Consider the following 24,921-nt stretch of genomic DNA (forward strand, 5'->3'; position numbering starts at 1 on the left):
TGGCTCGAATGCTATAACTACATGTCTTCATCGAGGAATACAAGAACGAGCTTGCAATAGAACTATACAATATATATGATTCGTATACATTTTATATACTAGGTAAAACAATGGGTATTGTTAAAATTGATGATGCGCTACACGAAGAGCTTCGTAAAGCCAGTGCGGTAATGGTACGTTCGATTAACGCGCAGGCAGAGTATTGGATAAAGATAGGTATGTTGGCCGAGGCCAATCCTCACGCATCTTATACCGATATCATCAGCGAGCAGTTAAAACGAGCAGATGTTAATATAGGAAATCTTATCGATGGCTAAAATCGCGCTAAAGACACCTGAAGAATTGGCCATCATGCGTGAGTCTGGACGCTTATTGGCATCGGTTTTTGCTTACCTAGATACGCACATGGTTGCTGGCATCTCCACAATGACTGTCAATGATTTAGTCGAGCGCTATATTGTGGATGTTTTGCAGTCACGACCTGCCAGCAAAGGTCAATACGGCTACCAATACGTGCTCAATACTTCTGTCAATCAAGTAGTTTGTCATGGTGTACCCTCAAGCAATCAAGACCTAAAATCAGGCGACATCATCAATGTGGACATTACTTTAGAAAAAGGCGGCTTTATTGCCGACTCTAGCAAAATGTATATGATTGGCGATGTGATGCCCTTAACAAAACGCCTCGTCGATAACACTTATGAGGCCATGTGGGCAGGTATCCGTATGGTCAAACCGGGCGCAACGCTCGGTGATGTCGGGCATGCCATTCAAAGCCATGCCGAACAGCACGGTTACTCTGTCGTTAGAGAATACTGCGGGCATGGTATCGGTCGCGAAATGCACGAACAGCCTGAAGTTTTACATTATGGTCGCGCAGGTGCAGGCTTGGTTTTAAAACAAGGCATGACCTTTACTATTGAGCCAATGATTAATCAAGGCAAAGCCAAAGTAAAAATGAAAAAAGACGGCTGGACGGTGGTGACTGCAGACAAAAAGCTTTCTGCCCAATGGGAGCATACCATCGCGGTGACTGCCGATGGTTATGAAGTGCTGACGCTGCGTGAAGAAGAGACCCGTTAGAGCGTGCTTACAGTTTCCCTTGCTGCTGCGCAATACAAAAGCGATTTAAGTATTCAAGTATTTAAGTATTTAAGTATCATCTTATTATTGCCATATTGGTAACTACTGATATCATAGGTCGCGATGATTTGAGTATACGCTGATTGATACCCTTGCCATCGCTTTTTTATACATGCCATCGATAGGAAACTGACATGATTGTCCGGCAAACCCCAAACGCTCTCAAGATACTTTTTACCCTGCACGGCTCTGTCATTCCAAAAATTTATCCGCAAATTTTGCTGATCGCGCTTCTCAGCACACTTATAACAATTATTCAGCACTGGCTTCCTGACTCTTTTCCTTATTATGGTATGGCTCCTTTTACCTTGCTAGGAATCGCGTTGTCGCTATTTCTTGGTTTTCGTAACAATGCCAGTTATCAACGCTGGTGGGAAGCTCGAGGGCTTTGGGGTCAGTTGGTATATGATGCGCGTAGCTTAACCCGTCAAGTGCTTTCTTTTATAGATGCTGATACCGAAAATGGGCGCGAGACTGGGCGAACGATGGTTTACCTGACCATTGCTTTTGCGCATGCTGTGCGCCATCGCCTGCGCGGCTCGTCACCTTGGCATGATGTCGAGCCTTTTGTCGCATCAAAACACCATGATAGTATGCGCCAAGCGCGCAACCTCCCTGATTACATCATGCGCCTCATGGGTAAGCAGCTCGGCGACATTCGGCGTCAAGGACTGGTGTCAGAGCAAGTCATACAGAACATGGACGAGCGCCTGACGTCTATGACCATTGTATTAGCGGCCTGCGAGCGCATTCATAATACACCGCTGCCGTTTGCTTATATGCTGCTGGTTCATCGCACGACCTATCTGTATTGCATCATGTTGCCTTTTGGCTTGGTGGCCTCGCTCGGTTGGGTGACTCCACTGATTTGTGCCGTGATCGCTTATACCTTTTTTGGTTTGGATGCCCTCAGTGAAGAGCTAGAAGAGCCCTTCGGCTTAGCTGCCAACAAGCTACCCCTGACTGCATTATCGCGTACTATCGAGATCAATCTGCGAGAAGCATTAGAAGAGGCAGATATTCCGCCTGAGATCACTCCTATCAATGGATATTTACCATAAACGTGTTGCCTTAATTTATGAGATATTTTTTATATATCCTACCGTTGGGTCGCTAAATAATATAGGCAATAGTAGAGCTTTTATGAATAAAAAATGCATTTGAAAATAGTGATTTCTCTCGCCATTATCGTGGTACTTGACCAGCTTAATAAAAGGTAAAATCCTGTCTATTTACGCTTGCAAGACAACCTTTATTCATGGTTTTTTGCGCATCACTTGCTAATGATAACTGAATTCGTCTACCATAGAGCCGATTGCTTAAGTACGAGCAGTTTAAACTTATGTAAACTTTATATTTATTTCTGAAAAATAAACCTTGTCGGGGTGCTTTGATTTTTGATGCTTTAACTACAATTCAAAATCATGGCTGAGAGTTACCCGCGAACCTGATGCAGTTAGCACTGACGTAGGAAACAAGCGTGACATTTTATAGCACACCTCTTAAGCATCTTATTGCTAAGCAAGCCTTGCTGGTTTATTCACATAATCTGGTAAGGTTTTTTTGTGCCTGCTCACTGATCACCTCCTACTCTTTGCTTACTCGCATTTTATAACAGTAAGTGAACACTATGAACTACCAAACGTTACGCCACAATTGCCCCACATGGGCTGACTACATTCAGCATGATTTTGTCAAACAGCTAACGGCAGGTACGCTCGCCCCTGACAGCTTTCGTCACTACCTTGTGCAAGACTATTTATATCTGATTCACTATACCCGTGTGATGGCATTGAGCGTATATAAGAGTGATACGCTGGCACAAATGCGTGTCGGTCAAGCAGGCATCAACGCCATGCTCGATATGGAAATTGGCATGTATCTCGATTTATGTCATGAGTGGGACATCCCACTTAAAGCAGTAGAAAGCGCCCCTGAATCTGCCGTGACCATTGCCTATAGCCGCTACCTATTGGACGCTGCGATGTCAGGCTCATTAGCTGAGCTTTATGCAGCGATTGCTCCTTGTTTGATGGGCTATGGCGAAATTGGCAAACGCATTAAAGAACAAGGTTTTGTCGCGGACAATCCTTACCAGCCATGGATTGATGTCTTTGCCAGTGACGAATTTCAAGCGATTACCGCGCAGAATGAAGCGCAGATTAATACGCTACTAGCACAGGCTAATCCTACTCAGGCAGACAAATTCCAACAGTTATTTAATACTGCTTCACGTATGGAAGTGAATTTTTGGCAACAAGCGCTTGATCTGTCCTAGCCCTATGCAAAGTGCTAGCTTTATGGCAAATACTTTTATATACCATATTTATTATAAATAAAATTTAACTTAACCCTAAACATAATAATGGACACACTTAAGGAGAAACATCATGGCAGCATTTGATGAACATGCAAGCGCGTATGACAGCTGGTTTTTTGACAACCAAAACTTACTGACCAGTGAGCTAAAGCTGGTCGCGCATTTCTTAGATAAGGATAGTGAGATATTGTCTATCGGCTGCGGTAGTGGACTGTTTGAGTCACTATTGGCGCAGGATTATGATATCCATATCAGGCACGGCATTGAGCCTTCAAAAGACATGGCTGAAATCGCTAAAAAGCGCGGCTTACAAGTGGATATTAATCCTGCCGAGACTTGCGATATTGAGCCAAATAAGTTTGATATCATCATGTTTAACGGCAGTGTCAGCTACATCAACGATTTGGATGCCTGTATTAAAAAGGCATTTGATGCCTTAAAAACCGGCGGCAAATTGATTGTTATCGATGTGCCAAAAGAAAGCGGTTTTGCCAGCTTATATAATTTAGCAAGCTCATTAAATACTTGGGAGCATCCGCTACTTGCGCACATCTCCCCTGCTGATCCCTATCCTATCGAGCTGGTTAAATCAGCAAATTGGCGCACCTCTGATGAAAAAATCGCGCTGATGCAAGCCAATGGTTTTGTCGATTTTGAGTATGCACAAACCTTACTGACCCATCCTATGTATGCCAATGACAAGGTGCAAGAAGTCGTCGAAGGCTATGACCGTGGGGATTATGTTGCTGTTTGTGCTTATAAAAAATGAACTGCTGTGTGTATTAGCATGTGATTATCATGGATGACTGAGCAAAATTTATGACAGATCACAGTGATCCATAGCATACTGTCATTGCCATTTTAGCACTTGAATTATAAGTTTAGTGCCACTATAAATGGTGGATAAAGCTCTTATGCTAATAGCTAACATTTAATAAAGCGAGGCACACATCATGACTGACGATCCAAAAGACAGCACCAATCAAAACAACAACCAAGCACCAGCAAATGAAAAATCAGTAAAAATGACCAACCTAACGCCCAATCAAGGTGTGATCACAGGCAAAAGGACGGATATTCAAAATCCTGAGCTCTGGGACTTTCCAATGAACTATCCACTTAGCATCATTGGTCATGAAGGCGAGCGTGAGAACTTACTCAACGAAGTGAAGCTTATTTTGGGCAGTCAGTTCCCTGATTTTGATTTGGCCTCGATAGAAGTGAAACCGTCTAAAACGGGTCGCTTCCATTCAGCACGGGTCAATCTATATCTTACAGCAGCCGATCAGGTCAATGTACTGTATGCCTCACTCGACGCTGCAAAAACAGTTCGTTTGGTCGTATAAACAGATAATTGTCGTTTAAAAAAAGCCAGCCGCTTTTCCGTCGAAATCGTCACTCGCTATTAATCACATACGGGTGGCGATTTTTTGTGGTTTGCTGTACAATCTGCGCCCTCATTATTATTGTTCTATGTCCCCTTATTGGTGGGTCATTTACTCGCGAATGAAAAGCAAATGATCGTACGATTTTTACAAAAAACTTATTATTTGAGTCAATCGCGTCTAACCCTTACCCCATCGTCCTTTGCTAAAATTCGGACACAGCACAACCTCACAGCAACATAGTTTGATGCTAAAATCAATATAGTATTTTCAAAATTTTCCCGCTATATTGTGCCTACCTACTAACAAACACGCTATATGTAGTACTCAGTGAATTTAATTGTCACTATGAGTAGCGGTAGATTTTTGCCTAAAAAAACACCTATCGCGGCGCAAGCATCGTAGCATTATAAAGAATGCCTGCCGTTTACTGACTGTGCAGCATCACTATAAGCAACATTATAAATAATTACCAAGTTATCAACTTAAGAGGGCAACATGACACACATCGACAAAATCAAAGTGACCAAACGTGACGGACGATTAGAGCTTATTGATTTGGATAAAATTCATAAGGTAATCGAGTGGGCAGCTCACAATTTGGATAATGTGTCTGTGTCGCAAGTTGAGCTAAAGTCACACATTCAGTTTTATGAAGGTATCAAGACTCGCGATATTCACGAGACCATCATCAAGTCAGCAGCAGATCTTATTTCTGAAGATACGCCTGATTATCAGTATTTGGCTGCGCGTTTGGCGATTTTCCATCTGCGTAAAATTGCTTACAATAAATTCACCCCGCCGCATCTTTATGATCATGTCAAAAAACTGACCGACGCTGGTAAATATGATCAGCATATCCTAGCTGACTACAGCCGTGCTGAATTTGACGAGCTAGAAGAGTATCTTGATCACTGGCGCGATATGAACCTTGCTTATGCCGCTGTTGAACAAATGGCAGGTAAATACCTCGTCCAAGACCGTGTTAACAAGACCGTCTTTGAAAGCCCGCAGTTCTTGTACATGCTGGTTGGTATGTGTTTGTTTAGCCGTTATGACAAGTCAGACCGTTTGGACTACGTAAAGCGTTTTTACGATGCGACGTCGCAATTCAAAATCTCGCTACCAACACCTATTATGGCAGGCGTGCGTACCCCATCGCGTCAGTTTAGCTCATGCGTATTGATCGAATGTGGTGATAGCCTAGACTCGATCAACGCGACCACCAGCGCCATCGTACGCTATGTGTCACAGCGTGCTGGTATTGGTATCAACGCGGGTCGTATCCGCGCCCTTGGCAGCCCTATCCGTGGCGGCGAAGCGCAGCACACTGGTTGTATTCCATTCTACAAACTGTTCCAAACTGCTGTTAAATGCTGCTCACAAGGCGGCGTCCGTGGCGGTGCTGCGACATTGTTCTACCCACTATGGCATTTAGAAGTTGAGTCATTACTGGTACTCAAAAACAACCGCGGTGTCGAAGACAACCGTGTCCGTCATATGGATTATGGCGTACAGTTAAACAAAACCATGTACACTCGCCTGATCAAAGGTCAAGACATCTCGTTATTTTCTCCAGGTGATACGCCCGGCTTGTATGATGCATTCTTTGAAGATCAAGACAAGTTCGAAGAATTGTATACCAAGTACGAAAATGACCCAAGCATTCGTAGCCGTCAGATCCCAGCAGCAGACTTGTTCAGCCTAATGATGCAAGAGCGCGCCAGTACGGGTCGTATCTATATCCAAAACGTCGATCATTGCAACACCCATAGCCCATTTGACGCGAGCGTTGCGCCGATTCGTCAGTCAAACCTATGTATGGAAATCGCCCTACCGACCAAGCCACTTGATAATATCAATGACGAAGAAGGCGAAATCGCCCTTTGTACGTTATCAGCAGTCAACTTGGGTAAAGTCGACAACGTCAGCGATATCGAAGAGCCAGCCGAGCTAATCGTCCGTGCGCTTGATGCCCTGCTCGACTATCAAGACTATCCAGTCAAAGCAGCTCAAAACGGCAGTATGCGTCGTCGTACGCTAGGTGTTGGCGTGATTAACTATGCGTATTACTTAGCGAAGAATGGCGTGCGTTATTCAGATGGCAGCGCGCATGGTCTAACCCATCAAACCTTTGAAGCATTGCAATTCTATCTCTTGAAAGCCTCAAACAGATTGGCAAAAGAGCAAGGCGCGTGCCCTGCCTTTAACGAGACAACTTACTCGCAAGGTATCTTGCCGATTGATACCTATAAAAAAGACTTGGATCAAATCTGCCAAGAGCCGCTACATCTCGATTGGGAAACGCTACGTACTGAAATCACCACTCACGGTCTGCGCAACTCTACCCTAACCGCCTTGATGCCGTCTGAAACTTCTAGTCAGATTGCCAACGCGACCAACGGTATCGAGCCACCACGCGGTCTGGTGTCTATCAAAGCGTCAAAAGATGGCATCTTAAAGCAAGTCGTGCCTGAGATTGCTACGCTAAAAGATCAGTACGAGCTACTATGGCAAATGCCGAACAATGATGGTTACCTAAAGCTGGTCGCTATCATGCAGAAGTTCGTCGATCAAAGTATCTCTGCCAATACCAACTACGATCCGGTTCGTTATGAAGGGGGTCGTGTACCAATGAAGATATTGCTAAAAGATCTGCTAAACGCGTATAAGCTTGGTGTGAAGACGTTGTATTATCATAACACTCGTGATGGTGCGAACGATGCGCAAGCGGATATGGAAGATGATTGTGCTGGCGGTGCATGTAAGATCTAGGTTTTCAGAAAAGGCTTTTTAAAGAGAGTTTCTGATGGATGGCGGGTTTGGCTTTTGGGTTAAACCTGCTGTTTTCCGCCTAATTTGGCTAGCTGCAAGCGCAGTTGCTTTCACCAATATTCATAAAATTTTAGAAACTTCTCAAAGAAAGCACTATCTAAAGTCGAATTAATATTTTGATATATTCAATACTTTACGGAGAAATGACCTTTGACGAATCAGGTCGTAAAAATAGAAAACGGTGGCAAAGAAATTTCCATACCCTTCAACACTGAGGATTTAGGGGATTTCATATCAGGCCTTCTAGGACAACCACAGTCAATAGAAAAAGTCTTCACAACTCCATTTTTGGCTAAAAATGAGTATTTTATCCATTTGATAGAATTGATTAAACAAAGATTGGAACAGCAAAATGTCCATGAAATTGTTTCCTTCCAAGCTATGATTGGTTACAAAGATAAGACTAGAAGAAAATTTACTAGTATAGAATCATTCGTCTCTTACTCGGAAAGCTTAAATCTAATCAGTGATGAAATTAATTTAAAATTCGGAATACTGGTACATTTTCCTAAAAAAGATATACCAGAAAAACAAGAGATAGATATAGACTTTTCTACTACTGAAAATGATTTGCACGGCTACCCTAGGAGTATAATTAACTTAGTATTAGGTCGAAAAAAAGTTTCAGGTGTAATTTTAGTTGAAGTAAATCATACTGAACGTACTTGGGCAGATGAGATTCTAAAATTAATTGAGAACTCTTTAGAAGATATAACTATCAAAGAGCCTGTTGGTAAAAAAATTATTAGATCGGTATTAGCTCCACTAAATATTGATAATGTATTTTTCGCTATGTTCCTATTAATTCCAGTATATGTACTATTGATAATACAAACCAGAGACAAAGCAAATAATGATATCTCTAAATATCTTACTGTTGTAGAAAAAAATTCTATGGATATCCAAGCTCTTCATCAGAAATTGGATATCATATCAAACCATTTGCTTATGCGTGATACTGCTACCACTAACTCTCTTAGTCAGAGTCTATTAATTTATCTGATTTCTTTGATATTTCTTGGAATTCTAATATATGTAATAAATTTATTCATAAGAACCCCAGACTCTTTTATCGTTTTGACAAAGGCATCTGCACAATATAGACAAGAAATTTTGAAAAAATATAGAAATAAATTATGGGTTGCTTCCATATTTGGAGCCATATGCTTAGGACTAATTATTAACTATATTTTCAACTTTTTACAGTCGTTTAAATTGCTATGAAAGTTAAGTGTAATGGTGCTTAAAAAACACCCTACAAATTATGCCCTAACAATAAGGTCGCTAAAAAAGATAAAAGATGCTCAAACTAGGCTTTTTAGCCGCGACTATAGCGGTATCCTGCTGACGACGATGGCGATGCAGTTCGTGACTGAGCGTAGTATCGAGACAACAGGAATGCGATCAGACACGATAGACTGCACGCCAGCGGCAAGGCAGATACAAGCGGTAGGCGGGATTGGCTACTGTTATAATTAAAACATACAGACAGAATAAAACGACGGAGGTCATGTGCAATATACCGCAATCATCAAAGACGGTGGTTTGTTTATCCCAAACGTATTTTCAGACCTAAACGATGGTGGCTCGCATATCGTACAAGTGGAAGTCGACATCGCAGACGTCCGTGAGCAATTAGGCGAAGGTACAACAGCAAAACCAGAAGCATTAAAGAAAGTCGCCACAAAAGTATCGAAAAAACCAGTAAAGAGAGTGACTAAAAAAGACGTACAGAAAGAAATGCAGCAACTATCAGATGATGATGGCTTGAGTGCGCTGCGTAAGAGTGCGATCGATGAATTGGAAGGTTTGGACGATAGCGAGCTGAGTGAGATATTTAAAGCGTATATGAATGATGGACAGACGTCAGAACAGATATCTTTAGAGAACTTGTAATATAATCCCATCAAGCCAAATCTAGTCAAAACCCTATAACTTAATAACCATATCAATGATAAAGGCAGTCTCATGACTTATTCGATTTTTTCCCAAACGCCAAACAATGCGCTAACAGAGCCGATGTTTTTTGGTAATCCGGTCAACGTGGCGCGCTATGACCAACAAAAGCACCCTATCTTTGAGCAATTGATCGAAAAGCAGTTGTCGTTCTTTTGGCGTCCAGAAGAAGTCGATGTGTCACGTGATCGTATGGACTACGGCAATCTATCGTCACATGAGCAGCATATCTTTATCAGTAACCTAAAGTATCAAACGCTACTCGACTCTATCCAAGGTCGTAGCCCAAACGTCGTGCTATTACCACTGGTATCGATTCCTGAGCTTGAGACATGGATTGAGACGTGGACGTTTTCTGAGACCATTCACTCGCGCAGCTATACCCATATCATTCGTAATATTATCAATGACCCTGCTATCGTCTTTGATGACATCATGCAAAACGATCATATCCTAGAGCGCGCCGCAGACATCGCCAAGTACTACGATGACTTGTATTATAACTCATCGCTATACAACCTATACGGTGCAGGCACGCACACGATCAATGGTAAGCAAATTACCGTCGATTTAAAATCGCTGAAAAAGCAGCTTTACTTGTGCTTGATGGCAGTCAACGTCTTAGAAGCCATTCGCTTTTATGTGTCATTCGCTTGCTCGTTTGCCTTTGCCGAGCGTAAGTTAATGGAAGGTAATGCCAAGATTATTAAATTGATTGCTCGTGATGAGGCGCTACATTTAACGGGCACGCAGCATATTCTTAACCTCATGCGCATCGGTCGTGATGATCCTGAGATGGTCGACATTGCCAAAGAGTGCTATGAAGAAAGCATCGAGATATTTCGTAAAGCGGCTGAGCAAGAAAAAGAATGGGCAGGCTATCTGTTCAAAGACGGCTCAATGATTGGTCTCAATAAAGACATTCTGTGCCAATATATCGAATATATCACCAATTTACGTATGGAAGCGGTTGGCTTACCAGTCGCATTCCCGAACTCTAAATCAAACCCAATCCCGTGGATTAACACATGGTTGTCATCTGACAACGTACAAGTTGCCCCGCAAGAGACGGAAATCAGCTCATACTTGGTAGGTCAGATTGACTCAGATTTATCAGACAGCGATTTTGATGATTTTGAACTTTAGAGCTTATGTGTTCATTTAAAAAATAGTTTTGAAAGATTATTGTTTAGAAAGTACAGAATGATAGGGAAACAAACAGGATAAAACTATGACTTGGGTAATGACGAGTAAGAAACAATTTTACTTGCATGATGACGAAAGCTTGCTGGATGGATTGCTACGCACTGGACATGATATCAATTATCAATGTAAAGAAGGCTATTGTGGCAGTTGCCGAATAAAGCGTATCGCCAGCTCACACGTCATTGACTATCCGTTTGCGCCCCTTGCCATGATTGATGAAGACGAGATCCTGCCCTGCTGTTGCCGTGTGCAGGGTGTGATTTATATCAATCACGAGCCTACTATAGAGTAATACTAACAACAGTAGTGCTAAAAAATTCGAAACAAAAAGCGCGTTATCTTCAAGATAACGCGCTTTTTTACTGTCTATAAACCGTTCAAACCATTTTGATTAAGCTTATTTTGATTGAGCTTTATGTGATGAAGAATGACCTTATAAAGGCGCGCCATCTCTTTCAAACAGCTGCAACAGCTCTTCACGCATACGGTCGCGCTCGGCTTCTGACATCATCGGCACGTCTTGTCTCTCACCTTGTAAATTTGGATCTTCTATACCACCAACATTTTCATCAAGAATCATGACCGGACGTTCCATCGGCTCTTGCGCTGGACGCTCTTCTAACAGGATTTTAACTTGGGCATTTTTGCCACGGCGTAATATTTGCGCATTCAGCGTGGTATTCGGTGCTTTACGAGCGACATACTGAATCAAGGTATTGGCATCCGTCATCTCAACGCCGTCAATCGTCAAAATAATATCGCCGATACGCAGACCACTCTTAGCGGCAGGACTCTTAGGAACGACATTAAGCACTTCTACCCCAGTCGAGGTTTCAAGCTGCGTTGGGTCACGTAACTGTGATTGTATCTCAATCCCCAACCAACCACGGCTCACCTTACCATCTTTGATAATGGCGTTCATTACTTGCTCAACGATGGCGGTAGGAATAGCAAAACCGATACCCATAGAGCCGCCAGAGCGTGAGTAAATAGCCGTATTAATACCAATTAATTCACCATAAGCATCAACGAGTGCGCCGCCCGAATTACCTGGGTTAATCGCTGCATCGGTCTGGATAAAGTCTTCAAACTTGTTGACCCCAAGCCCAGTACGTCCTGTCGCTGAGATAATTCCTTGCGTTACCGTTTGACCGACACCGAACGGATTACCAATCGCTAATGCGACATCGCCAACTCGGATAGGTTCTTTACGAAAACCAAGTGGTGCCAAACCGGTCATATCTACTTTAATCACTGCCAAATCACTGTCTGGATCTGTACCAACTATTCTAGCGCGGCTCTTACGACCATCATTAAAGGCGACCGTAATTTCATCGGCTTTTTCGATCACATGGGCATTGGTCACGATATAACCATCTTCTGAGACAATCACCCCAGAGCCTAAATTGGTATTGCCCTGCTCTTCTGACGGTGCACCATGGAACTCAAAAAAGCGGCGCAACACAGGATCATTCATATAAGGATGCTCTGCCATTGTTTGCGTGGTGTAGATATTCACGACTGATCGTGAGGCGCGAGCAACCGCATTATGATAAGAAGAAATCGCTGCGGGTGTATCAGAAACAGGTGCTGACGCTTGCTGCTCAGCAGGCGTGGTTCTGGGCGGCTCCCATGCCTGCTCTGATGCCGTCTTCATACTCGCAAACAACCAAATAAATGCGGCAATCACGACTAGCAATAAAACCCAAGGTAACCATTTTAATACAGACGCCTTGCTGCTGGTGTTCCGAGATGACGACATATAAAACCTCTATAAATTTGATACAAACAGACGAAGATGAATAAGGTGAGAAGCATGGTATATATTAGGACGCATTGAGCAGCATTTATCAAACGTTCACAGTCCACTAGATGGTTGTTTTTTTGCACTATCTATACAGCACGCTTACATGTATAAATTATAACCGCCAATACTACCCAGTTGTAACGTATCGTGTACCATTTCAGTGAGTAGGATTGTCTATCCTACTGTAGCCACATGTTAAAATACTCATTATCAAAAGCCACATGTTAGCTATAAATGCTTGCCCCACTGAATCAATTATAAGGGAATACCATGACCACACACAATATCTCAAGCGTGCCCTCAAATACCGCCATTACCGTTCAAGCGTTGACCACATTCTGTGATGACTATTTATCAGCAGATGCTTTTAAAGATTATGCCCCTAATGGTTTACAAGTAGATGGGGGTCGACCTATCAAGCGCATCATCACTGGTGTAACGGCTTGCGAGGCGTTGATTGATGCGGCTATTGCTGACAATGCAGACGCTATTATGGTGCATCATGGTTATTTTTGGAAAGGCGAACCTGCCCCCATCACTGGTATGAAAGGTCAGCGTATCCGTAAACTTATGCAGCATGGTATCTCTTTGATTGGTTATCATCTGCCGCTCGATGCCCATCCTGTCATTGGTAATAATGCCAAGTTGGCGGACGCATTAAACATGACCGTTATCGGCGCTTTATACCCTAGTGAGTCGCATCCAGTGGGTAATATCGCCACTTGTACCCCGCAGAATGCCCAAAGCCTCATTGCTCACATTACTCAGACGCTAGGACGATTGCCATTGCATATCTCTGCCAATTATAGCGCACCGAATAGTACAAGCGCTCATATCGATAATAACAGAATTATCGAACACGTGGGCATTTGTACGGGCGGCGCACAAGATATGATCGAACAAGCTGCATTGATGGGCTGTGACGCCTTTATCTCTGGCGAAATATCAGAACGTACCACTCATATTGCCCGTGAGCTAGGCATTGATTATTTCGCTTGTGGACATCACGCGACAGAACGCGGCGGTATTCAAGCACTCGGTCACATAGTTTCTCAAGCATTTGGCATACCCGTGACCTTTGTAGATATTGATAACCCTGCTTAAGCTGTGTCCTCAACTCTACTCATAGCTATCTAATAGCTATCTAAATTTAGAATAATTTTCGGAAAACAAGGCTAATAATAATCAGTATGGTTGCCCAATATGCACAATTTTTGCTGCTGCAATTTTCAATAGTTTACCAATAACAAGAGCCTTTTTAACCGTCTATAGCCCAATTGTTAAGTTTTATCGCTAATTTCTTAACCACACTTGAATAATCCAAGGAATATCCGCATATTAATATCCGAAGAAAGAATGTCTTGTCATGAGGCTTCCCATTTATTACAGCTTCCGGTTATGGTACTTAAATGAGTATAACCGCCTAAAATCTCACTATGTTGTGTAGCTATTGAGGTCATATAGATAACGAGGTTTTGGACGGTTTACTAATAGACACACTGTGCGTGATATATTTTCAGCAGCATGGTATGTCTTGATTCAAGTGTCGCGATACTGGGTTAGCAACCGCTGATTGAGAGAATGTTTTAGTAAATTTTCTCTCATTTTTTTATTAGTAATGAAAATAGCGACTTGCTTACCCTTATTGCTGGACAAAAAATTAATCACTGTTGACTCTATTACAAATGATTTAAAGAGGAGATGGTCATTAATATCAGCATAGAAAAGCTGAGTGCATAAGCATCCCGCACATTCTATGTTTTGTCTCAATAACTTAGTTCATGACCTTACCTATGTTTAATATATAGTTGTTTTATTCTTAGCCCCATCTATGCATCGATGAAGGAATCATCCGATTTATATCCTTCTCGGTGTTGTGCGTTCATCATTTTGTATTGATACTTTATATCGATGTTTTATATTGATATTTTGAGAGATTTTTTAGCCCTCTTATCTGATATGCCGAATACGCCAGTAGATAACCAGCTAATTAAAAACTGCACCGCTACATCTGATAAAAATTCATTAGCGGCACTATTATTAAACCAGATGACGACGCACTTATCTTATTAAGAAGTGCGTGGTTGCCTAAAATGTGACATCGATGTATGACTACTTTATAAGCATACATTCATAAGCGTTTTACGGTAAGCAGGATGGCTAAAATCAGGAGACATCCATGCAGCGTATTACTTATCGTGTGAAAGTATCTGCGCAAGGGGCTAGACGCCGTATTTCTTATTTACTGCGTCCATCTAAACGCCTACCGAACACTAAAAGTAACATCGTTTCATCCGTTACCCCGACGACATCGAGTCGTTTTTCTAGAACCAAAAAGCTTGCGCAAGTTTCTAGTATCGCCCTTCTCTCTTTACCTGCTGAGAGTCTGACGACGATGCGTGCGCCAGTGCCAGCCTATGATAACGTCATGCTAGAAAGCACGTTAACCATCGCTGCCGTCCCCGGTGACAGCACTTATTTTGCGACTGACGGTTTTCAACATGGCTTTGGTTTTGATTTGGTACGTACTTATGCTGACGAGCTTGGCGTTGATATCGATCTAAAAGCGTATGCCAATGAAGAAACTGCCCTAAAGGCATTGAGATCGGGCGAGGTAGACATGGCATTGACAACAGCCAGTACACAGTTAAAGAGCAAGTTTAACTTATCGTCTATCAACATCAGTTGCGGCTATGACGCCAGCTTAACAAAGAATGGTTTACATCCAAAAGTCAGTTGGACGTTCAATTCATCCAATGACCCATTATCACAAAAAGCCAGTTACTTTTTATGTGACAGCATTAAGCTGAAAAACACACAAAAACTTGCTGCCTTTTACAATCAAAACTTGCTGAAAGACGCCTATAGCCAAGATCATTTCCAAAAAACGTTGACCGAAAAACTGCCTGATTATCAATCGTCTTTTGAAGAGCAAGCACGCAATTATAATCATGATTGGGAATTATTGGTGGCCATGGGTTATCAAGAATCACACCTTGATGCCAATGCTGTATCGCCAACGGGTGTGCGTGGTCTCATGATGTTGACCAATAATACAGCCAAAGCAATGGGCGTCTCAGATCGCGTCGATCCCTACCAAAGTATCGGCGGCGGCGCGCGTTATTTAGAGCAAATGAAAGATGACTTTGCTGATGTGCCAAAGACAGATCGTATTTGGTTTGCGCTGGCCGGCTACAACATGGGACCAAATGCAGTAAAGAGTATTCAGCGTAAACTGCGAGATCAAGGTATTGATGATAAAAGCTGGGCGAACGTTTATGCGTACTTAGCTGACAATAAAGCTGACAATAGTCGTTATGGTCAAGCAATGCATTATGTTAGCAATATTAGAAGTTATCTTGAAACCATCAAAACTCAAACTGTCTAGTTAATAAGTGCTATTAGATATTTTGAGAATTGAATGTCACAGATAAAAAAAGCTGCTCTTTATAAGAGCAGCTTTTTTGTGCAGAATGATCTGTCTTAATCGTATTTACTTGGCTATTATTCTACTAAGCCGCTTATTCTTAACGATTAGGTACGGTCAGGCGCTGACCGCGCTGTAACATCGTATCCGCCGCGATATTATTCATTTCAGCCAATTCTTGCGTAGAGACGCCATATTTACGTGCTAAGCCAATCAAACTGTCTCCTGACCCAACGGTGTAGCTCACTGTGAGCTTTGGTACTTTAAGCGTTTGTCCACGCTGTAATTGGGCATTGGTCGCGAGATCGTTGGTGGCAGCCAAATCGTCTATCGAAACACCAAATTGACGTGCCAAAGCAATCAAGCCATCACCGGATTTAACTTTATAGCTCTCGGTGTTGCCCAATTTTTTGCCACTGCTCGCTGTGCTAGTCGCGGCAGTGCTACTAGCCGAACTACTGCTTTGGTTATTGCTACTAGAGGTCGCTACAACGCTGCCACTGGCAGGAATCGTAATCGTACGACCGAGTATCAAATTAGAGTTGGCTTTCAGGTTGTTCGCTGTTGCCAAGTCACTAAGACCGATATTATAACGTTGCGCCACGCCTGTTAACGTATCGCCTGATTTTACTTTATAACTGACAGTTTTATCATTTAGCTGACGATCAACCACTCCTTTAGACACGGGTACTTTGATGGTTTGACCACGTTGTAAGCGTGCTTTTGCATCAAAGTTGCTATTCACCGCCGCCAGCTCAGCTGGACTGATACCCACGCTATTGGCAATGCCGATCAAAGTATCGCCAGATTTTACTTTATAGTTGGTGGTTGCCACCGAACTTGAGCTGCTGTTACGGCTACTAGCGCTTGAGGTGTTTGCTACATCGAAATCGACACTTGCAGGTACTTTTAGCGTTTGACCAACATATAGTGAGCTTGTAGTGCTCATATTATTGAGGCTGGCCAGTGTATCAGTTGATACATTGAACTGACGCGCGAGAGCAATCAAGCCATCGCCCGCTTTTACTTTATAGTTCTTAGTAGCCGTGCTTGATTTACTTGGCTTGGTCGAGGGAGCGGCAGGTGTGGTCACTGGCGCAGTCACTTTACCTGGTATCAGCCATAGCTTTTGACCACGTAGTAGATCCGCTCTACTACTCAAATTATTGTAGGTTGCCAACTGAGTTACCGATAGACCAAAGCGGTTAGCAGTACCAATCAGCGTATCGCCACTTTGTACTACATAGCTCTCTGGTTGGCTTGCCGCGGTATTGTTAGCTGTGCTCAACGGTTCGATAGTTTTTGCATTGTATAAGTATAAGGTACTGCCTGATAGCAGCTTAGAGCTGGCATCTATTTGATTCCATTCAGCGATATCGCGCCAACTGACACCCGCACGGCTGGCGATATTAGACAAGGTATCACCACGCTTGACGGTATAAGTGGTACGTGCACCTTGGGGTTTTGGCTTGCTTACTGATGTTTTTGCAAAGCTAAGCTTTTTCTCTTCGCCACTGGCTTCTAGAATAGACTGCTGCGTCTGTACGGCGGATAAATTAATATTACCATCAGCATTGATCACATTGGTTTCAGGCGTGTTACTGCGAATTTGATTGGCAATAAAATCACGCTCTTCTTTGCTCAGTGGTGGTTCTTGAACAATCGTATTATTCTGTGTAATTTGAGCAGAGGTGGTCGGTAAACTGTTGCTGCTTTTTAGCTCAGCATTGATCTTGTTGGTTTCTGCCGTGCTCAATGGTGGCTCAGTACGCACCGAGGCATTATTACTGTAAACAGAGCTGCTAGTAGGTGTGGCTGACGGTGATATATAACTGGTCGTTTGCTGCGGCACACTAGCGCTTGCAGCATAATCAGCCAAGGCGCTACCTGTCGATGGTAATGAAGAGCCAGTATAGGGCTTGTTATTATAGCTCGGCGTCGTGGTCGTGCTACTTGGTGTGCTTGTATTACTCGATGCCAGTATATTGCCCGTACCATTGCCTCTCAATGAGCTCAATTTAGCATCGGTATTAAGACTCACATCATTAGGAATAATAATACGCTGGGGACCAGAAGAGTCTACACGCCCTGACGTTAAGGCCGTATTTAACCTTTCTAATTCGTCGTAACTAACGCCTGTCATTTGTGCGACTTCAGCTAAGCTCACGCCATAATTCACTGGCACACTACGGAAATGCTGACGGTTGGCAATAGCAGGCAAGTAGACACCATATTGCTCAGGCTTGGCAACAATTTCCGCTACCGCCAAGAAACGCGGCACGTAGTTCATCGTTTCAGTAGGCAATCTCAGAGACCAATAATCTGTCGGTAAACCCTGAGCTCTATTAGCATCAATGGCCTTTTGCACGCGACCAGGACCCGCATTATAAGCGGCCAATGCTAACTCCCAACTGCCAAACTGGTTATGTAGTGCGGTCAAGAAGTCATAAGCGGCGCGAGTTGATTCGATGACATCACGGCGACCATCATAGGTACTGCTTTGATTCAAACCATAAATACGACCCGTACTTGGAATGAACTGCCATAAGCCTGCTGCTGCCGCACTACTGGTACCACTTGGATCGTAAGAGCTCTCAATGACAGGTAACAAAGCAAGCTCTGTCGGGATATTACGACGCTCAGCTTCTCGTACGGTGTGATAGATATAGCGACTGGCACGTGCAGTTAAACGATTTAAATAGTCTTGTCGACTGGTAAACCAGCTTTTTTGCCCTTCAATACGCTGATTATAAGTCGGCTGACCGCCATTCATACGATAGCCAGCACGTAAGCGACTCCATAAATCACCATACTGCTGAATAGCAAGTTTGTTGCCTTCCACCATAGTCATGTCAGTGGCTTCGAGTAAATCGGCTAACTCATCCAAACTATCTGCATCTAAATATGCCGTTGAATAGTCCGTACTGCTGCTTGCTGCAGGCGCTTTAGTAGCTGGGCGTTTAGTAATAACAGATGAGCTATTGGTCGCACCCTTTTTTACCGCTGACGTATTGCTACAAGCACTGATAAGTAGAGTTGATACCGCAAGCGTCAATGGCAACGCAATAAATGAGCGAGATTTTGATAGCACAGTAGACATGATATTGGAAGTTTCCTAACGACAGAAAGTGATAATATAAAGTTGCTTGCTAGTATAGTATGCAATGTGAAGCAAAGACCAGTCTAATATAAAAAGATAATCATCATAAGTTGAGTCAATTTTTAGACCTCTCACGAAATGCAATCAATCATTTAATTATTCAACATTGTGAATCTGCATAGTTATTAATGATGGAATGCTTTGCCTTCGAAGAGCCTGATTAATGCACTATCTTTTTTGATCATCCACTGATAAAGACGTTTCTTAATCAATGCTTATTAATTAATACCTAATTGTTGATAATGCCTAATTGCTGACTAGCCAGTACTGAGTTATTAGTCGAGTAACGATTAATTAATCGTTACTTGTGATACGGCACGTAGCAGCACCGCATTACCAGTCGATAACGTCAGCGTCACTCTTGAAGTGGTGACAAATGAGACATTTTTACCATCTTTTACCCAGCTCTCATTGGTCGTTACATTGGCTTTGGCCTGATCGCCCGTAATAACGATGTTATCTACAGAAATATCATAACGGTAATTAGAGGTGTTATTCCAACTATTTTGCAACAACTTTAAATAAGCATCTTTATCTAAACTGGTAGACTTACCTTTTCTAGATAATGAAATCAGTGCATCGTCAGAGACAAGACGCGCGACCTGATTGACATTTTGGCTATTCGCTGATGACTTCATTGCGGCTATATAGTTCTGCACCAAAGCTTCGGTCATGGCTGCCGCTTGTGCACTGATACTCACAGTACTTACAACGGCCACTACCGCCGCCACGCTGGCACTTTTTAGCAATAATGCCAAAAGCCCTTTTCCCCATAATCGTTTCATCGTAATCCTTAGCAATGCTGTTATCGTTGTTGCCATCTTTTGATGACTAACGTTTTTTATTGATTAAATATAGTACCCGGTTATTACTCATTAACATCATGATAAATGAAGCGAGCACTGGCTAGCGTGTGCCCTCTTCATTCTACTTGTGAAAAATATCTGTTTAATCATCACCTACTTATTAATGATGACAGCGTACTTTTACCATAGAGTGAGACTATCATTCAATTCTCACAGCTATGTGACACCCTGTGTAATTATTGCGAATACTAAAATACCAACCATATGGCACAATTATTTCTGAAAATAAGAGTCACTGCCCATCGCTATCATAAATACAAAATATATTAACTGAGCCGCTTACACAGTACACGACTCGGTTTTCGCCCTAATTTTAGGTCGCTTTCTGTCAATACAATCTCAATTTAATAAGCCAAACGGAAGCTTACTTAGCGTCCGTACTATTATCTTCGTATTGTTGTTCATCATCACTAAGCTTCATGCCCAATCGCTCTACTCGTCTGTCCATCATTTGTCGAGCCAGTGCTTGCATGTCTTCGACGCGGTCTATTTCATCCACAATCTCAAGTCCCAATAGCGTCTCAAACACATCTTCTAAAGTAACCAAACCTTTGACTTCACCATACTCACCGACTGTAATAGCGATATGAATACGGTTTTTTAGCATCAGCTCTAACAAATCAAACAGTTTCATTTTTGAAAAAACAAAAGTAATGTCACGTTTAAACTGAGTCAGTGGCTTGTGCATCGCATGGTTTACTTTTGCTAATAACATGTCTGTTTTTAATACAAAACCTGTGATGTTATCCAAGTCACCATCATAAATTGGCAGTCGTGAAAACGTCAATTTTGGGCGATCAACCAATAATTCAGCGACTGTTTTGTTTTCTTCAAACGCCAGCATCACCGAACGTGGGGTCATGATATCTTCGACTTTAATCGCACCAAATGCCAGTAAATTGCGAATAATGCGCGATTCTAATGGGTCAATCTGTCCTGACTCTTCACCGATACTGGCAAGTGCCGCAAATTCACGACGACTGAATGCTTGGGGTTCTTTGCCACGTACTAGTAATTTGGTTAACTTTTCTGAGATCCAAATAAGTGGATACAACAGCAGGATAATGCCTCGCACGAAGTAAGCGACCATACCGCTTAGTTGACGCCAGTATAGTGTCCCAAGCGTTTTTGGAATAATTTCAGATAAAAACAAAATCGCCAGTGTCATAATGGCAGAAAATAGTCCAAACCATGCACTACCAAACACAATCGTGGCTTGGGCACCAGCACCGATAGAACCTAATGTATGAGCCACTGTATTCAAAGTCAAAATAGCCGCTAATGACTGATCGATATTATCAACCTTTAAGCGTCTTAACATATTTGCTTTTTTCGGATTGCTTTCTTGAACATCAGCGATATAAGACGGCGTCATGCTCAGTAATGCAGACTCAGCCAATGAACAGACAAACGAGATACCGATGGCGACAACCACAAAAAGTATGAGTAATAACACACTGATCGCGGTCGGCTCTGCTAAAGCATCAGCGGCAAAAGCTGGATATGGCAATAGCAGCATCGCCGTCAGCGCTGATAACCCAGCAGTTGAATTGGTACGACGAAGACGCTTTGAATAGCGTGATGTCGGAGGAGGTTTAGCAGACGCTTCTTTACAAGCGCGCGGACGACACAAACGAGGTACAAACATAAAAGTGGTAAACAAGTTAGGTAACCTAAACAGAAAAAAGTAAAAGGGATAATAATATAATGAGCCAACGATACTAAATCATTAACAGCAAACAACAAAACAAACATGATTAATTAGCTATTAGTTATCTGCTAAAACGATGGTAACTCGCTGCTCAAAACTGATTTAGCAGTAGATAATAGGATCTATTATATACTAATAAACCGTGTGCTAAATGCAGGGAATTATTGCCATTTGATAGTAGCATTGATGATGCCATTTCACAATAAGACGCTATTGTTAAGTCTTTGTTTTTTGGTATCCTTGACCATACCTTTTGCTACGCTACTACTACCTAGCATCCATTCGCTGCTTGAATTTTGTTATACTCTCAGCGCTTTGGCGTCACTTATATGAGGTGGCAAAAATATCGCCGCAAAAAGTAATGACCGCTAGCATGCCATTACCTTAAGAAAAAAATACTCAGCCTATGATTAACAGTTACCAAGTCTGGGATTTTTTGTTACTATGCGTTTAATTTTATTATTATCTATGACTTACTGAGAGAAATTATGTTGTTATTTATTCAAGCTGCCCATGCTGCACCAGAAGCTGCTGGTGCGATGTCACTATTTAGTCAAATACTATTGCCTGTTGCTTTTTTTGCGATTTTTTACTTCTTAGTGATTCGTCCACAGTCTAAGCGCACCAAAGAACATCGTGCCATGGTCAATGCATTGACTGTCGGTAGCGAAATCATTTTTGCTGGTGGTTTGATGGGCCGTATCAAAGCCATTGAAGGTGACTATGCTGTGGTCAGCCTAAACAATAATACTGATGTCAAAGTACAACGTGCTTCTGTTATTTCAGTGTTACCTGCTGGCACAATCGAAAGCGTTTAATGATTGAAATATTAGTCGCGTTTTATTGATGATTACTAATCTGTCATTAATAAATATAGTGATTAATACAGTACCTAAGAATGACCGTACCTTATTTACGGTCATTTTTCGCTATAGAGCAATGATGTAAAAACAGTCTCATAGAGTATAGACAATTTATGTTTATGCTTTTGACCATGCTGTCTTTATTGATTTTATCAGTGATATTTTGCTGACTATATATTTTTGATGACTATATAAAGATACGTCTGTATTATTTGCTCTACTGTTTTACTATCATCGCGGATGATCGCAATGGTGCATGATGACGACTGCTAGATACAGCACTCAACCATTGCTATCGCTAACTTCCCATCTGCTAACTTGTGGCCTACGTCGCCAGTCGTTTATCAACCTAAAGAAGTGATTATGCAATATCCCGCTTGGAAATACTTACTTATTGCCGTCGTGCTAATCATTGCCGGTCTATATGCTGCTCCTAACCTCTATCCTGATGAACCTGCCGTGCAGATTACAAGCGCCGCTGCAGGTACACAGCTGTCTGAAGGTATCTTGACTGAGTCTCAAAACTTGCTTGAAGAGGCTGGCATCAATAACCACGATGGAACCTTTGAGGGCAACAGTGCACTGGTACGTCTCGACAATCCAGTCGATCAGCTCAAAGCTCAGGAAGTACTGCGTCAAAACTTGGGCGAAGACTATGTCGTCGCGCTTAACTTGGCGCAAACGACGCCGCAGTGGCTACGTGATATCGGTGCAAAACCGATGAAGCTTGGCCTTGATTTACGTGGTGGTGTGCGTTTTGTACTAGAAGTCGATATGGATAAGGCGCTTGAACAGCGTTTGACCAGTGCCAGTCGTGACATGCGTCGCGAGCTACGTGCTGAGCGAATTGCGATCAAAGGCATTAAGACCGAAGATCGAAGTGTGGTATTACATTTCGCTGATACAGATACTCGTAACCGTGCACAGAATGTTTTGCAAGGCTCAATGGGCAATACGTTTAGCTTGCAATCCTCTATTGATGAGCAAGGTCCTGCACTGATTTTAGCGTACAACGATGCAACGCTTGATGAAATCAATAGCTATGCGGTTAATCAAAACTTGACCACCCTTCGCAATCGTATTGCTGAGCTTGGTGTGACTGAAGCTTTAGTACAGTCTCAAGGTGCTAGCCGTATCGTCGTCGAGCTTCCTGGCGTACAAGATACTGCTGAGGCAAAACGTGTCTTAGGGCGCACCGCAAACCTTGAGTTCCGTATGGTTGCTGAAGACAGCGAAAACTATACGGGCGGCATCCCTCCAGCGGGTACCGAAGCTTTCCCGTTTGAGACACTTGATGGTCCGCCGGTACTGCTTGAACGTCAAGCGATTGTCACTGGTGATAAAGTCACCAATGCTCAAACTGGTGTGGATGAAAGCGGCTCTCCTGAAGTGAGCATTACTTTAGATAGTGCTGGTGGTAAGCTCATGCAAAATGCCACTCGTACCGCCGTTGGCAAACAGATGGCAGTATTGTTCATCGAAAACAAGCAAAGAATCACTTACGAAGAAGATCCAGAGACTGGCGAAACTGTCGAAGTTAGAACACCTTATGCTGAGACTAAAGTCATTAACCGTGCCAATATTCAAGCGGTCCTTGGCTCCTCTTTCCGTATTACTGGGCTAGATAGTAGCGCGGAAGCTGCCGAGCTTGCACTACTGCTACGCTCAGGCGCACTTGCCGCACCGATGTACTTTGTAGAAGAACGCACTATTGGCCCATCATTAGGTCAAGAAAATATTGATAAAGGTCTATTTTCTACGCAGGTCGGTTATCTATTAGTCTTTGCATTTATGATTATCTTCTATCGTCTGTTTGGTGTGATCGCCAACGTGGCGCTAGCCGTAAACGTTATTATCATCATTGCTATTATGTCAATCTTAGGCTCTTCGCTTACCTTACCTGGTATTGCCGGTATCGTTTTGACTATCGGTATGGCCGTTGATGCCAACGTACTAATATTTGAGCGAATACGTGAAGAGCTAGCAAACGGGGTACGGCCAAAATCCGCTATCGTGGCAGGTTTTGATCGCGCCTTTAGTAGTATTTTCGATGCCAACATTACAACCTTATTGGTCGCATTTATCCTATTTGCGATTGGTACTGGTCCGATTAAAGGCTTTGCGATTACGCTCGCTATTGGTATTGTCAGCTCACTGTTTACCGCGATTTTGGTCACACGTGCGTTGGTACAAATTGCTTATGGTAAGCGTAAATCTATCAAACGTTTGAGCATCGGTTAGG

The 24,921-nt window shown here is 42.7% G+C and carries 20 protein-coding genes and 1 riboswitch; of the genes, 16 read left to right on the forward strand and 4 right to left on the reverse strand.

Features of this window, described 5'->3' with window-relative positions; genetic code table 11:
- The first annotated feature begins 110 nt into the window (after positions 1 to 110).
- The 12 genes from JMY05_RS05700 (at position 111) to yfaE (ending at position 11,137) form a co-directional block, all read left to right on the forward strand.
- The gene (locus tag JMY05_RS05700; RefSeq protein WP_045446174.1) at positions 111 to 317 is read left to right on the forward strand and encodes a ParD-like family protein; all 207 of its coding nucleotides are present in this window, start codon (positions 111 to 113) and stop codon (positions 315 to 317) included.
- Complete coding sequence (gene map, locus JMY05_RS05705; RefSeq protein WP_201614445.1) at positions 310 to 1,083, forward strand: type I methionyl aminopeptidase; 774 nt, start codon at positions 310 to 312, stop codon at positions 1,081 to 1,083. The genes JMY05_RS05700 and map overlap by 8 nt, the downstream gene beginning before the upstream one ends.
- A gap of 194 nt (positions 1,084 to 1,277) precedes the next feature.
- Complete coding sequence (locus JMY05_RS05710; protein ID WP_201614446.1) at positions 1,278 to 2,204, forward strand: bestrophin family protein; 927 nt, start codon at positions 1,278 to 1,280, stop codon at positions 2,202 to 2,204.
- A 310-nt stretch (positions 2,205 to 2,514) separates the two neighbouring features.
- Positions 2,515 to 2,634: riboswitch (TPP riboswitch) on the forward strand.
- A 139-nt stretch (positions 2,635 to 2,773) separates the two neighbouring features.
- Positions 2,774 to 3,421 (forward strand): thiaminase II, encoded by a 648-nt coding sequence (gene tenA, locus JMY05_RS05715; RefSeq protein ID WP_201614448.1) that lies wholly within the window; start codon positions 2,774 to 2,776, stop codon positions 3,419 to 3,421.
- 112 nt (positions 3,422 to 3,533) lie between these two features.
- Positions 3,534 to 4,232 (forward strand): class I SAM-dependent DNA methyltransferase, encoded by a 699-nt coding sequence (locus JMY05_RS05720; protein ID WP_201614450.1) that lies wholly within the window; start codon positions 3,534 to 3,536, stop codon positions 4,230 to 4,232.
- A 256-nt stretch (positions 4,233 to 4,488) separates the two neighbouring features.
- On the forward strand, positions 4,489 to 4,809 hold the full coding sequence (locus tag JMY05_RS05725; RefSeq protein ID WP_045446256.1) for a YbeD family protein: 321 nt from the start codon (positions 4,489 to 4,491) through the stop codon (positions 4,807 to 4,809).
- Positions 4,810 to 5,346: 537 nt separating this feature from the next.
- A complete protein-coding gene (gene nrdA, locus JMY05_RS05730; RefSeq protein WP_045446171.1) occupies positions 5,347 to 7,623 on the forward strand; it encodes a class 1a ribonucleoside-diphosphate reductase subunit alpha in 2,277 nt (758 codons plus the stop codon).
- 210 nt (positions 7,624 to 7,833) lie between these two features.
- A complete protein-coding gene (locus JMY05_RS05735) occupies positions 7,834 to 8,907 on the forward strand; it encodes a hypothetical protein (protein ID WP_201614452.1) in 1,074 nt (357 codons plus the stop codon).
- A gap of 12 nt (positions 8,908 to 8,919) precedes the next feature.
- Positions 8,920 to 9,162: a hypothetical protein gene (locus tag JMY05_RS05740; RefSeq protein WP_045446166.1), complete on the forward strand. Its 243-nt coding sequence runs from the start codon at positions 8,920 to 8,922 to the stop codon at positions 9,160 to 9,162.
- A gap of 33 nt (positions 9,163 to 9,195) precedes the next feature.
- Entirely contained in the window at positions 9,196 to 9,579 is a 384-nt protein-coding gene (locus tag JMY05_RS05745) for a hypothetical protein (protein WP_045446163.1), read from the forward strand.
- Between the two features lie 72 nt (positions 9,580 to 9,651).
- Positions 9,652 to 10,785: a class Ia ribonucleoside-diphosphate reductase subunit beta gene (nrdB, locus tag JMY05_RS05750; RefSeq protein ID WP_045446160.1), complete on the forward strand. Its 1,134-nt coding sequence runs from the start codon at positions 9,652 to 9,654 to the stop codon at positions 10,783 to 10,785.
- Positions 10,786 to 10,870: 85 nt separating this feature from the next.
- Positions 10,871 to 11,137, forward strand: coding sequence for a class I ribonucleotide reductase maintenance protein YfaE (gene yfaE / locus JMY05_RS05755; RefSeq protein WP_045446158.1), 267 nt, complete (start codon positions 10,871 to 10,873; stop codon positions 11,135 to 11,137).
- Positions 11,138 to 11,278: 141 nt separating this feature from the next.
- Here the strand turns inward: yfaE and JMY05_RS05760 are convergent, their stop codons facing one another.
- Positions 11,279 to 12,607 carry a S1C family serine protease gene (locus JMY05_RS05760; protein ID WP_045446155.1) on the reverse strand — a complete coding sequence of 443 codons (1,329 nt, stop codon included), beginning with the start codon at positions 12,605 to 12,607 and terminating at the stop codon, positions 11,279 to 11,281.
- A gap of 315 nt (positions 12,608 to 12,922) precedes the next feature.
- On the opposite strand from JMY05_RS05760, the gene JMY05_RS05765 reads away from it, so the two are divergent.
- Entirely contained in the window at positions 12,923 to 13,756 is an 834-nt protein-coding gene (locus JMY05_RS05765) for a Nif3-like dinuclear metal center hexameric protein (RefSeq protein ID WP_201614454.1), read from the forward strand.
- 1,075 nt (positions 13,757 to 14,831) lie between these two features.
- Positions 14,832 to 16,040, forward strand: a complete 1,209-nt coding sequence (locus JMY05_RS05770) for a transglycosylase SLT domain-containing protein (protein WP_201614456.1) — start codon at positions 14,832 to 14,834, stop codon at positions 16,038 to 16,040.
- A gap of 139 nt (positions 16,041 to 16,179) precedes the next feature.
- Here the strand turns inward: JMY05_RS05770 and JMY05_RS05775 are convergent, their stop codons facing one another.
- From JMY05_RS05775 to JMY05_RS05785, 3 genes are all read right to left on the reverse strand, one after another.
- The gene (locus tag JMY05_RS05775; RefSeq protein ID WP_201614458.1) at positions 16,180 to 19,179 is read right to left on the reverse strand and encodes a LysM peptidoglycan-binding domain-containing protein; all 3,000 of its coding nucleotides are present in this window, start codon (positions 19,177 to 19,179) and stop codon (positions 16,180 to 16,182) included.
- Between the two features lie 350 nt (positions 19,180 to 19,529).
- Complete coding sequence (locus JMY05_RS05780; RefSeq protein ID WP_055124185.1) at positions 19,530 to 20,024, reverse strand: nuclear transport factor 2 family protein; 495 nt, start codon at positions 20,022 to 20,024, stop codon at positions 19,530 to 19,532.
- A 445-nt stretch (positions 20,025 to 20,469) separates the two neighbouring features.
- On the reverse strand, positions 20,470 to 21,753 hold the full coding sequence (locus JMY05_RS05785) for a CNNM domain-containing protein (protein WP_198330963.1): 1,284 nt from the start codon (positions 21,751 to 21,753) through the stop codon (positions 20,470 to 20,472).
- A gap of 551 nt (positions 21,754 to 22,304) precedes the next feature.
- On the opposite strand from JMY05_RS05785, the gene yajC reads away from it, so the two are divergent.
- Complete coding sequence (gene yajC, locus JMY05_RS05790; RefSeq protein WP_045446152.1) at positions 22,305 to 22,634, forward strand: preprotein translocase subunit YajC; 330 nt, start codon at positions 22,305 to 22,307, stop codon at positions 22,632 to 22,634.
- Between the two features lie 408 nt (positions 22,635 to 23,042).
- Positions 23,043 to 24,920 (forward strand): protein translocase subunit SecD, encoded by a 1,878-nt coding sequence (gene secD / locus JMY05_RS05795; RefSeq protein WP_045446149.1) that lies wholly within the window; start codon positions 23,043 to 23,045, stop codon positions 24,918 to 24,920.
- Position 24,921: the final 1 nt, after the last annotated feature.

Origin of the sequence: Psychrobacter sp. JCM 18902, from assembly GCF_904846615.1 — a bacterium.
In the GTDB taxonomy this organism is placed as follows: domain Bacteria; phylum Pseudomonadota; class Gammaproteobacteria; order Pseudomonadales; family Moraxellaceae; genus Psychrobacter.

What these genes read in the sequence shown, in the direction of transcription:
- JMY05_RS05700 (WP_045446174.1), top strand. Translation starts at nt 111, where the DNA reads ATGGGTATTGTTAAAATTGATGATGCGCTACACGAAGAGCTTCGTAAA.
- map (WP_201614445.1), top strand. Translation starts at nt 310, where the DNA reads ATGGCTAAAATCGCGCTAAAGACACCTGAAGAATTGGCCATCATGCGT.
- JMY05_RS05710 (WP_201614446.1), top strand. Translation starts at nt 1,278, where the DNA reads ATGATTGTCCGGCAAACCCCAAACGCTCTCAAGATACTTTTTACCCTG.
- tenA (WP_201614448.1), top strand. Translation starts at nt 2,774, where the DNA reads ATGAACTACCAAACGTTACGCCACAATTGCCCCACATGGGCTGACTAC.
- JMY05_RS05720 (WP_201614450.1), top strand. Translation starts at nt 3,534, where the DNA reads ATGGCAGCATTTGATGAACATGCAAGCGCGTATGACAGCTGGTTTTTT.
- JMY05_RS05725 (WP_045446256.1), top strand. Translation starts at nt 4,489, where the DNA reads ATGACCAACCTAACGCCCAATCAAGGTGTGATCACAGGCAAAAGGACG.
- nrdA (WP_045446171.1), top strand. Translation starts at nt 5,347, where the DNA reads ATGACACACATCGACAAAATCAAAGTGACCAAACGTGACGGACGATTA.
- JMY05_RS05740 (WP_045446166.1), top strand. Translation starts at nt 8,920, where the DNA reads ATGGTGCTTAAAAAACACCCTACAAATTATGCCCTAACAATAAGGTCG.
- nrdB (WP_045446160.1), top strand. Translation starts at nt 9,652, where the DNA reads ATGACTTATTCGATTTTTTCCCAAACGCCAAACAATGCGCTAACAGAG.
- yfaE (WP_045446158.1), top strand. Translation starts at nt 10,871, where the DNA reads ATGACTTGGGTAATGACGAGTAAGAAACAATTTTACTTGCATGATGAC.
- JMY05_RS05760 (WP_045446155.1), bottom strand. Translation starts at nt 12,607, where the DNA reads ATGTCGTCATCTCGGAACACCAGCAGCAAGGCGTCTGTATTAAAATGG.
- JMY05_RS05765 (WP_201614454.1), top strand. Translation starts at nt 12,923, where the DNA reads ATGACCACACACAATATCTCAAGCGTGCCCTCAAATACCGCCATTACC.
- JMY05_RS05770 (WP_201614456.1), top strand. Translation starts at nt 14,832, where the DNA reads ATGCAGCGTATTACTTATCGTGTGAAAGTATCTGCGCAAGGGGCTAGA.
- JMY05_RS05775 (WP_201614458.1), bottom strand. Translation starts at nt 19,179, where the DNA reads ATGTCTACTGTGCTATCAAAATCTCGCTCATTTATTGCGTTGCCATTG.
- JMY05_RS05780 (WP_055124185.1), bottom strand. Translation starts at nt 20,024, where the DNA reads ATGAAACGATTATGGGGAAAAGGGCTTTTGGCATTATTGCTAAAAAGT.
- JMY05_RS05785 (WP_198330963.1), bottom strand. Translation starts at nt 21,753, where the DNA reads ATGTTTGTACCTCGTTTGTGTCGTCCGCGCGCTTGTAAAGAAGCGTCT.
- yajC (WP_045446152.1), top strand. Translation starts at nt 22,305, where the DNA reads ATGTTGTTATTTATTCAAGCTGCCCATGCTGCACCAGAAGCTGCTGGT.
- secD (WP_045446149.1), top strand. Translation starts at nt 23,043, where the DNA reads ATGCAATATCCCGCTTGGAAATACTTACTTATTGCCGTCGTGCTAATC.